This window comes from Acinetobacter sp. NBRC 100985 (assembly GCF_000241225.1).
GTDB classification, from domain to species: Bacteria; Pseudomonadota; Gammaproteobacteria; order Pseudomonadales; family Moraxellaceae; genus Acinetobacter; species Acinetobacter venetianus.
Genome location: NZ_BAEB01000014.1, coordinates 144512 through 155179, shown reverse-complemented (window position 1 = coordinate 155179; position 10668 = coordinate 144512). Strand labels below are relative to the sequence as shown.

Genomic DNA, 10668 nt, shown 5'->3' with positions numbered 1-10668 from the left:
TTTTTTTAATGATTATTCGTCGTCTTCAGTATCTAAACCAAATTTTTTCAAGCGGTAACGTAATGATCTAAATGTCATTCCAAGTTTCTTCGCCGCTAAAGTTCGATTCCAATGCGTTAAATTCAATGCATTGAGTAAAACTTCTTTTTCAATATTTTCTAAATAGCGTTCCAACCCTTCTGGAGGAAGCTTTTTAGAACTCATGGTTGGGCTTGGACTCTGTTGTACATATTCAACTTCTTCTGGCGCGGAAAGTGATGCGGCAGGAGCAAGAATTGGACTACGTAGTGGTGCAGTTTGTAAATGAGCAAGATCAATCGTTTCATCATCACTTAAGGTAATGGCGCGTTCGATGATGTTACGTAATTCACGTACATTTCCTGGGAAATACTGTTGTAGTAAAAACTGTTCTGCTCTCGAAGAAATTGATTTTGCAGGAAGCTCCCACTCTTGACTAATTTTTTGAATGAAGTGATTTGCCAATAACAAGATATCTTGACCGCGTTCACGTAACGGAGGCAGAACAATATCCATGACATGGATACGGAAGAATAAGTCCTGTCTAAAACGCCCTTGCTGCACAAGTAATTCTAAGTCTTGATGGCTGGCACTAATCACGCGGAAATCAACATCAATCTCTTGATCAGAACCAACAGGGCGAATTTTTTTCTCCTGCACGGCACGCAAGAGTTTTACTTGCATACTTAATGGCAGTTCAGCAATTTCATCTAGAAATAAACTACCGCCATGTGCTGATAAAATTAACCCTTGTTTATCTTGGGTTGCACCAGTAAAGCTACCTTTTTTATGCCCAAATAACTCACTTTCCATGAGCTCTGTTGGAATAGCACCACAGTTAATTGCGATAAAAGGACCTTCACTGCGGTTGCTTAAACGATGCACAAGGTTTGCAACGACTTCTTTCCCTGTTCCCGATTCACCTGTAATGAAAACAGGCGCTTGTGAACGGGCGATTTTCTTTAATGCAATACGCAATTGTTGAATAGGAGCAGAACGTCCAATCAAGAGCTTATTTTCTAAGGCTGTTTCAGCAGCTTCTTGCTCAGGTTGCGGTCGATTTAAAGCTTTTTGAATGAGCTGATCTAAATGGGTTTGATTGACCGGTTTACTGACAAAGTCAAAAGCACCTGCTTTCAGTGCTGCAATCGCCGTATCCATATTGCCATAAGCCGTAAGGACTGCAATCGGCGTATTCGGATAATTTTGTGTGACGTGTTTAACTAAATCGAGACCATTACCGTCTGGGAGGTTTAAATCAGTCAAACAAGCATCGTATTGAAACTCAGTAAAGAATTTTTTTGCTTGCTCTACACGATATGCTAAATGAGTTTTGATCCCCATTCTAGATAGCGTCATTTGCATTAAAAGACATAAGTCTTCTTCATCGTCTACGAGTAGAACGAGTGGTTGTTTAGTTGCCATTTCCCCGAAAAACCTAATCTAATCAATGAATTTTTGAGCATTCAATCCTGAAACATGCTCCTTGTTGTTGCTCTACATAAGTGAGCTTTGCATGATTTGCCTCACAAAAAGTATGAGACAGATATAATCCTAAACCAGTTCCTTTAATTTCGGTACTAAAAAATGGCTTGAACAGTTGAGAAATATCTCGTTTTGCGACTCCTGTCCCAAAATCGACAACATCTATGCGAGTACGCCCATTATTTAAGTCGACATTAATTTGAATGAACTCTGCATTCTCTGCATTGTGTCTTAGAGCATTCCGAATCAGGTTGATCATCACCTGACGAAGTTGTTTTTCGTCAAATAAGATATTTACTGGTTCAAGCAGATTTAATTGAATTTGATCTTTTGCATCAGCCAAATCTTCACTTAATAGGCTGGTAAAGAATTCTTCGAGATGAATAATTTGTGGTTCAGTAGGCTTATTGCGAGCCATACCCAAAGTATCTTGAATAATGCTGTCGATTCGTTTCGCTTGCTTGCGGATCATTTTAGAAAGCATTTCTTGTTGATGAGCATCACTGTCTTTAAATAAATCATTCGCTTGGACAATTGCAGCTAAAGGGTTTCGAATTTCGTGGGCAATACTGGCTGAAAGCTGTCCTAACGCAGCAAGTTTTAATTGTTGTACTTGTTGATTGAGTTTCTGCGCATCTTTCAAAATCAATAAAAAAAGAGGCTGTTCTGGAACAACCAGATGCTTCACGCGAACATTGACGGTATATGGGCTTTGCTGTGATTCAAAGGTAAATTCTTCCCCATCTTCTAACTCACTGAATTTGATCAGCTCAAATAAATCAGGTTGCCATTTAATTAATGGCGTTTTTTCTTGAGAAACAGGGACATTAATGCCTAATAGCGTATTGGCAGCAGGGTTGGTCAACACAATATGGTTGCTTTCGTCTAAGACCAAATAACCATCTTCAATCTGCTCGAGAATATAACGATTGATATTTTGTAGTTGATGAATCTCAATGGATTGATGAAAGGTTAGGGTTTCTAAAATCTTAAAACGTTGAACTGCAATTCGCCCAATTGAATGAACGACAAAGAACAGAAAGGCAAGGAAAATGCTATTGCCTAAATGATTTAAGTTGTTGTAATCAAAAAAGTTACCAAGGAAGCGTTGATAAACCACCATAATCACTGCGAATAGCGTGATAATTAGGGAAAGTTGGGCATTTAATAAAATAGCGGAGGAGAAAATAATAATGACATACAACAGGCTAAGTTGGAGATTAGGACCACCTGATGAGAACGTAATTAAGCTTAAGCAAATCACATCTACAAGGAAGATAAAAATCAGTTGTTTAGACGTTTGTATTGGAAGAACTTGGAGCAAAAAAAGCTGGAAAATATTCAGCGCGATATAGCAAACGAGCGTGTAAAAATATAAAAAAGGATAGTCATAGTTGGTGGCTAGTTGCTCAGCCGTGAGCATATAAATAAGCAAAAGACTGACTGAAATAATCAGTCTATAGCCGCTATACCAAATTCCCAGCCGATAGACTGTTTGTGATACAGAAGAAGCGATTTTTCCCAACATAGGCGATCACTTTATTAAGGTTTAATCAGTCCATATCGAATCGCAAGATGGGTCAATTTGACATCGCTATCAATTGCCAATTTTTCAAAAATACGATAACGATAGGTATTTACGGTTTTTACACTTACAAATAATTTATCAGCGATCTCTTGGGCACTAATACAGTTAACCACCATCATGGCCACTTGCATTTCGCGTTCTGAAAGTGCATCAAAAGGCGATTGTTGGGTATCAGAGAGATATGAGCTAGCAAGTTGCTCTGCAATATCTGCACTAAAATATTTCCCACCCTGCATCACTTTATTAATTGCACGAACCATTTCTGCGATAGGCGCACCTTTGGTGATATAGCCTTTGGCACCTGCTTTCAATAATAATGAAGGATAAGGTTCTTCTGCTAAGCCACTAACGGCAATGACCTTAGTTTCGGGTGCAGTTTGTAACAAGCGGCGCGTCGTTTCTACCCCCCCAATCCCAGGCATATTTACATCAAGCAGTACGACTTGTGGATGAAGTTGACGTACTAACGCAATTGCTTCTTCTCCAGACTCTGCTTGTCCGACAACATCAACATCTGGATGGTCTTCTAGCATACGGCAAATGCCTGTGCGTACGAGTTCATGATCATCAACAACAAGAACAGTGATCAAGAAGACCTCCTTTTTTCCAAAAAACTGGTTTTTTGTTACATAAAGCAAAATTAGCTTGCAATGAAACGACAAAATTAGCAATCCTATTCTTCATCATTAGAGAATAGTTGTACACAATTGTGTCTATAAATGCTTTACCCGATTTGTTCAAATGTAAGGCATAATGATAGTAAGCGCAAATGTGCAGCGTCCTGAGTTGAGTATTGTGTCGTGAAAAATTCTAAAAAATCTGTCATGCATGTTCTAAGCATGTCTATCTTGTTGGCTTGGAGTTCAACAAGCTTTGCTGATTTAGTTGTTAACAACAATTCGGCAGCTTCGAGTGTGGGCGCTTCGTCTGCATCGATTAGTTGGTCAGCAAGTGATGCTAGCCAGTTAATGGATGATGATGAAACAGAAATTAGCCCTCAAGGTTCAACGTCGGTTACTACAACCTTACGTAATGGCGGTTCTGCGACAATTACCTCTTCTGCTACGCCGCAGAAAAGCGTACAGATTCGCGATACCTTTGGTTCGACTAGTCAGCCATCAGTTAATGCACGTTCTGCGTTGGTGATGGACGCGCAGACAGGTGAGGTGCTATTCAGCAAGAATAGTAATATGTCTGTGCCGATCGCTTCGATTACTAAGCTCATGACGGCTGTGGTTACTGCTGATGCACGTTTGAATATGTCTGAAGAGATCACACTTGATTCAATCGACTTTGCAGGTGCTGGTGGCAAGAACTCAAGCTCGACATTACGAGTGGGTGACACGATGAATCGTGCAGAGCTCTTATTGTTCGCTTTAATGAAGTCTGAAAATCCTGCTGCTGCTGCCTTGGCTCGCACATATCCAGGTGGTCGTTCTGCATTTGTTGCAGCTATGAATGCGAAAGCAAAACAATTAGGTATGAATTCGACTCGTTATGCTGAGTCAACGGGTTTGGATCCACATAATGTATCTTCAGCACGTGATTTGGGAATTCTTGTAAGTACTGCTTCACAATATGGTTTAATTCGTCAGTTCTCTACGACACCAACTTATGATTTTAATTTGGGTTATCGCGTTCTTAAATCGAATAACACGAATGCCTTGGTTCGTAATGGTGGTTGGAATATTAACTTGTCAAAAACAGGTTTTATCAATGAAGCGGGACGTTGTGTAGTGATGCATACAACTGTGAATTCTCGTCCAGCTGTTGTCGTGCTACTTGGTGCGTCGAGTTCTCAAGCACGTACCAACGATGCAACGAATTTATTGAACTGGGTTGCAACATTGCCAAAACGTATTTAATACGCTTAATTCGATTCAAAAACTCTTCGTTACGGAGAGTTTTTTTATGCTTAAATAAAACGACATAACTTGTCATATATCAATAAATTATATTCGTTTTAATAATTAAAATCGGTTAGTGTTAAGGCACAAGCAGAAGTGGTGGCTTCTCATATGATGTTGTGAATCAACAACGCTGATCTTTCAGTACCTAAGTTTACATCAAAAAAATAAACAAGTCTGTGATAAATAAATTAGGGGAACAACATGAGCACCTATGTGATTCGTGAAAAATACTTTGGCTATAACGATGAAGTTTTTTATGTATCAGGAAACCGTATTAACAAAGTTTTTCAAGACAAAGAGCAAGCTGAAGTAGCCTATAAGCAACTAGAAATCAATGGGGCGCGTGATTTTGCACTCTATGAGGTTGAATCATTGTTTGATGCAGATGAGGCACTATTAAAACAATTGGATGATTTTGTCTTTTTACGTTGTGGTGAACATATTTATCAGGAGGGAAGTTTCTCGAGATACGCTGCCTGAAAGCCTAAGTGATGAGGATACTTTTGAATTTATTCAACTTGCAGATATGCAGAAATTTCAACTGGTTCAGTTTGAATATGAAGCGAAGTTTTATGCACTTTGGTCAGTCAAAAAACAACAATGGGTGGAAGAACATGATGAGTTTTTTGCAGGTTTAGCTTATGCAGATCAGCCCGAGCAATTAAAAACTAATGTCAGAACTATTTTTGCAGATTATGATTATGAGGATATCCAGCTTAAGGGTTCACTTGAAGATTTATCGGAACAACCTGTATTATTACAAGCCTTAATAAAAAATAGTAAGGCATTAAAATATAATAATAAAAGCCAAACATTAACCATTCTTCAGGGTTGGGAGGAAGAGGGGTTATATACTGTTAATCCTTTGCTCAAACAGCCTTTATTTGAAATAAAAGAAATTAGTTTAGAAGAAATACAAACGATTGAAAACGAACTAGCCAAGCAGTATAGCTATCATGAAGATGACTGGGGCGAAGAAGAGGATGAAGACTTTGATGCTGAAGCTCTTGTTGAAGAATTGATTCAGGAGTTGGCCGAAGAATTGGACTTAAGCGACGAACAGCAAGCTGAACTGTTTGATGAAATGAATAAAGAATCCTGAAGCTTAAAGATCAAAAAAAACCTGCTGTAGCAGGTTTTTTTGATGTATCAAAGATAGCTTACATATTAGAAAGAATAGAATCTTTCACTTGATCCATTGTCGCATCAATAGACAACATTACAGCATCAGCACATTGCTTGATAGCAGTATCAGGATCTTTTAAGCCATTACCTGTAACTGTACATACAATGACTGAACCTTCAGCAATTTTACCTGCTTTGATATCACGGATAGCACCACCGATAGAAGCAGCTGAAGCTGGCTCTACAAATACGCCTTCATACATAGACAGTAAACGTTGTGCTTCTAAAATTTCGCTATCTTGAAGTTCATCAAACCAACCTTTAGAGTCACGTACAACTGCTTTTGCATGATTCCAGCTTTGTGGATTACCAATACGAATCGCTGTTGCAACTGTTTCTGGGTTTTCAACAGGTGCGCCACGTAAGAAAGGCGCAGCGCCAGATGCTTGATAACCAACCATTGTTGGTAAGCCTTCTGGTTTTGGGCCTGTAAATTGATCTGTCGTTGCATCATAGATCACTTGTTCAAACTGATCCGCAGGCTGGTTTGCTACAGCTTCTGTATAACCCATCCAGTGTGCAGTAATGTTACCAGCGTTACCGACAGGCAAGCAGTGGTAATCAGGTGCACGACCCAATGCTTCTACAATTTCATAAGCAATGGTTTTTTGACCTTGCAAACGGTAAGGGTTGATTGAGTTAACGATGGTTACTGGCGCTTGGTCAGCAACTTCTTTGACTAAACGCATACCATCATCGAAGTTACCACGAATTTGCATCGTGATCGCACCATACATCATCGCTTGTGCCATTTTACCCATGGCAATTTTGCCTTCTGGAATTAAAACGAATGCTTTAATACCTGCACGAGCAGCATAAGCTGCTGCCGCAGCTGAAGTATTACCTGTAGACGCACAGATAATCGCCTTAGAACCTTCCTCAACTGCTTTTGTCACAGCCATTGTCATACCACGGTCTTTAAATGAACCTGTTGGGTTTAGACCTTCGTATTTCACATAGATTTCAACGTTTTTGCCAATAAGACGTGGAATGTTTTCTAGTTTAATCAGTGGAGTATTACCTTCACCTAAAGAAATTGCACGTGTAGTTGCAGACACAGGTAAACGGTCACGATAACGATCTACAAGACCAGTATAACGATTGGCATTCGACATGATGGTGTTCCAATATGAGGTAGAGCGGGGTGAGGGAAGTCATTTTCCCTCAACCTGATTAACTATCGAGCGATTCTAAACGAATTCTTACGATTTCGCCACGAATTGCAGGTAATGCTTGAATTTGTGCTAATGCTTCATCCATTTTTGATTCCACAATTGGATCCGTTAAGATCACGATAGGAATCAAATCTTTGAGACGAGATTGTTGCATGATGGCATCAATGCTAATGCCTGCGCGACTGAGAATCGTCGTTACATCAGCTAATACACCTGTTTGATCTTCAGCATTTAAGCGGATGTAGTATCCAGTCGTCATTTCTTCACGACTGAGAATTGGCATATTGGTCAGTGCTTCAAAGGCAAGCTGTGGAATTGTACCAGCACCGTCTTCGGTATATGAAATATCACGCACAATATCAATAACATCAGCAACAACAGCAGATGCTGTTGGGCCAGCACCAGCACCAGCACCGTAATACAATGTTGGGCCTACGGCATTGGCTTGAACAAGGACCGCATTCTTAACGCCATTTACATTTGCAATGAGTTGTTCATCAGGAATGAGCGTGGGGTGTACACGAAGTTCAATCCCTTTTTCAGCGCGACGCGCAATACCGAGATGCTTGATTCTGAAACCTAATTCTTCAGCATACTTCACATCTTGTGCTGTAATTTTGCTGATGCCTTCAGTGTAGACCTTGTCGAATTGAAGAGGAATACCGAAAGCACATGAAGCCAAAATCGTTAACTTGTGAGCAGCATCAATGCCTTCAACATCAAAGGTTGGATCAGCTTCTGCATAGCCAAGTTCTTGTGCTTCTTTTAGGACATCGTCAAATGCACGCCCTTTCTCACGCATTTCAGTCAGGATAAAGTTACCTGTGCCGTTGATGATACCTGCAAGCCATTCGATATGGTTTGCTGCAAGACCTTCACGGATGACTTTAATAATTGGAATCCCGCCTGCAACCGCTGCTTCATAGGCGATTTGTACATCATTGTCTTCGGCTGCTTTGAAAAGTTCGTTACCGTGCTCAGCAAGCAAAGCCTTATTGGCAGTCACGACTTGTTTGCCGTGCTTAATTGCTTCCATGATGATTTCATAAGCTGGGTGAATGCCACCCATAACTTCAACCACTACATCAACATCAGGTTGACGGACGATGTCCATCATATCAGCGCTTTGTTTAATTCCATCGAGTTGTAGATCTGGACGTGGACGGCGAGTGCCTACGTGTGTAATTTGAATTTCTCGACCGGTACGGCGTTTAATTTCAGCAGCATTTTCTTGTAGTAATTTAAGGGCTCCACCACCTACAGTACCAAGACCGAGTATCGCCAGACGAACTGGTTTCACGTCACACTCCATTTTATTCAATCGTTTTAATGAAGCTTGATCATAGCTAAAAAAGTGCGCAGACACTAGGGCTAAGATGATCTTTAATCTGTCGCCCTAGTCGTTATTTTGAAAGAAGATGAGAGGGGTTATTTGTTTAAGCGTTGAACGATTTCATCAGGTGTCATATAACCACCTAAATATTCACCATCGACATTGTAAATTGCTGGCGTACCATTCACACCCATGTTTAAACCAAGCTGATATTGTTCACGTACAGGGTTTTTACATTCATTCGCTAACACTGGTAAGCCTTGAGCGGCTTGATCGAATGCAGCTTTGCGATCTTCACTACACCAAATTGCTTGCATAGTTGGCATGAATTGTTCACCACGTGGCCAAGCGATATAACGAACTTCAATCCCTTTTGCGGTAATTTCACCTAAGTGTTCATGGAGTTTATGGCAATAAGGGCAGCTTGAATCGGTAAATACATAAATGACATGTTTTGCTTTGCCATCCTTAGCAGGATAAACAATTAAATCTTCATTTTTCAGTGCAGCTAAGTGCTTTTTATTTTCAGTAGCTTGTAGTGCTTCACTGACATTATGTAGTTGTTTGTCACCTAAACGGATGACATCACCTTGGATAATATATTTGCCATCAGCAGTAGCGTAGACTGAACCCATACCTTCTAAGCTGATCCAAAATAGGTTTGGAACCTCAGTTTTTTTGATTGTAATAATTTTGGCGTTGATATTGGCTGTTTTAAAATTCTTTTCTAAGGTTGAAACTAAACGTTGTTGTGCATTGCGTTCGCTTAATGTTGATGCTTCACCTGTTGCGGGTGCCGTTGCTGTAAGAGCATCTTGTTTTTGTGCGGCATCTTCTTTAGAGCAGGCACTTAGGAGTAGTGTCGATGCTAATGTGCAAGCAATTACAAGCTGAGATCGAGTAAACAACATAAAGAACCTTTTTGTACGTATTCATGTGTGTAAGGGGCTAAGCATAGCAAAAAAATGAAATGACTTCGTTAAATCTTGCATAGTGACTGTGAACGAAATCATGTTTTATCTTTTTCTAAGATAAAAGGTCATTTTAGCCACGTGGATGGTATTTGGTGTGTAATTCTTGCATACGATGTTGAGCAACATGGGTATAAATTTGTGTGGTAGATAAGTCGCTGTGACCAAGTAGCATTTGTACAACACGTAAATCAGCACCATGATTAAGTAAATGAGTTGCAAATGCATGACGCAAGGTATGTGGAGACAATTCTGCTTGGATATTTGCTTGTAAAGCATAACGCTTAATCGCATACCAAAAATTTTGTCGACTCATAATCCCACCATGTTGAGTCAAAAACAGATAATCAGTACTACTTTTATAAAGTTGTGGTCGTGAGTCTGCTAAATATTTTTCAATCCAATCACAGGCATATTGACCTAAAGGAACAAGGCGCTCTTTATTACCTTTACCTGTAATACGAAGAAAACCTTGTTTTAAATTGATCAGTTCTAAACGTAGATTAAGTAATTCAGAGACACGTAGTCCACAAGCATATAAAACCTCTAGCATGGCACGATCTCGTAGACCCAACACAGTATTAATATCTGGTGCGTTGATTAGTGCTTCTACATCTTGCTCAGATAAATCTTTAGGAAGCGCACGACCAATTTTAGGTGATCGATGAGTGGCAACGGGATTGTCATCCCGAATACCTTGTTCTCTTAGAAATTTATAAAATTGGCGAAGGGCAGATAAACAACGTGCAATAGAACGAGGGCTTTTTCCAGCTTTAGTGAGCGCTATCAAAACATCAGCAATATCTTCATTTGACCATTCTGGCAAGGTTTGATTTTTGTGTAACTCGCTACATTGAATCAGATCAGATAAATAGGCATTACGAGTATGTGGGCTCACGGTCTGAGCCACGAGATAATCGCGAAAACCTTGCAAAAAACTAAGATCATTGGGAATAGAAACCGCAGAAGGGATTCGAGGTTTTTTATTTAACATAAATGATGC

At 39.9% G+C, this 10668-nt stretch carries 8 protein-coding genes and 1 pseudogene; 2 read left to right on the top strand and 7 right to left on the bottom strand.

What is annotated here, in order from left to right; translation table 11 throughout:
* Positions 1 to 12: 12 nt before the first annotated feature.
* From ACT4_RS04780 to ACT4_RS04770, 3 genes are read right to left on the bottom strand one after another with little or no spacing between them, the layout of a single operon-like run.
* The gene (locus tag ACT4_RS04780) at positions 13 to 1443 is read right to left on the bottom strand and encodes a sigma-54 dependent transcriptional regulator (RefSeq protein ID WP_007480198.1); all 1431 of its coding nucleotides are present in this window, start codon (positions 1441 to 1443) and stop codon (positions 13 to 15) included.
* A 22-nt stretch (positions 1444 to 1465) separates the two neighbouring features.
* Positions 1466 to 3031, bottom strand: a complete 1566-nt coding sequence (locus ACT4_RS04775) for a PAS domain-containing sensor histidine kinase (protein WP_007480197.1) — start codon at positions 3029 to 3031, stop codon at positions 1466 to 1468.
* Between the two features lie 14 nt (positions 3032 to 3045).
* A complete protein-coding gene (locus ACT4_RS04770; RefSeq protein ID WP_004876352.1) occupies positions 3046 to 3681 on the bottom strand; it encodes a response regulator in 636 nt (211 codons plus the stop codon).
* Positions 3682 to 3891: 210 nt separating this feature from the next.
* Between ACT4_RS04770 and pbpG the strand changes: the two genes are divergently transcribed.
* Together pbpG and ACT4_RS04760 are read left to right on the top strand one after the other, a co-directional pair.
* Positions 3892 to 4956: a D-alanyl-D-alanine endopeptidase PBP7/8 gene (gene pbpG / locus ACT4_RS04765; RefSeq protein WP_136458766.1), complete on the top strand. Its 1065-nt coding sequence runs from the start codon at positions 3892 to 3894 to the stop codon at positions 4954 to 4956.
* 246 nt (positions 4957 to 5202) lie between these two features.
* Positions 5203 to 6103: pseudogene (locus tag ACT4_RS04760) on the top strand (hypothetical protein).
* Positions 6104 to 6161: 58 nt separating this feature from the next.
* On the opposite strand, the gene thrC reads toward ACT4_RS04760, so the two are convergent.
* The 4 genes from thrC to xerD all read right to left on the bottom strand — a co-directional run bounded on the left by thrC (position 6162) and on the right by xerD (position 10659).
* On the bottom strand, positions 6162 to 7301 hold the full coding sequence (thrC, locus tag ACT4_RS04755) for a threonine synthase (protein ID WP_007480193.1): 1140 nt from the start codon (positions 7299 to 7301) through the stop codon (positions 6162 to 6164).
* 58 nt (positions 7302 to 7359) lie between these two features.
* Positions 7360 to 8661, bottom strand: a complete 1302-nt coding sequence (locus ACT4_RS04750; protein ID WP_004876356.1) for a homoserine dehydrogenase — start codon at positions 8659 to 8661, stop codon at positions 7360 to 7362.
* A gap of 128 nt (positions 8662 to 8789) precedes the next feature.
* Complete coding sequence (locus ACT4_RS04745; protein ID WP_004876357.1) at positions 8790 to 9605, bottom strand: DsbC family protein; 816 nt, start codon at positions 9603 to 9605, stop codon at positions 8790 to 8792.
* A gap of 133 nt (positions 9606 to 9738) precedes the next feature.
* Positions 9739 to 10659, bottom strand: coding sequence for a site-specific tyrosine recombinase XerD (gene xerD / locus ACT4_RS04740; RefSeq protein WP_007480192.1), 921 nt, complete (start codon positions 10657 to 10659; stop codon positions 9739 to 9741).
* Positions 10660 to 10668 lie beyond the last annotated feature (9 nt).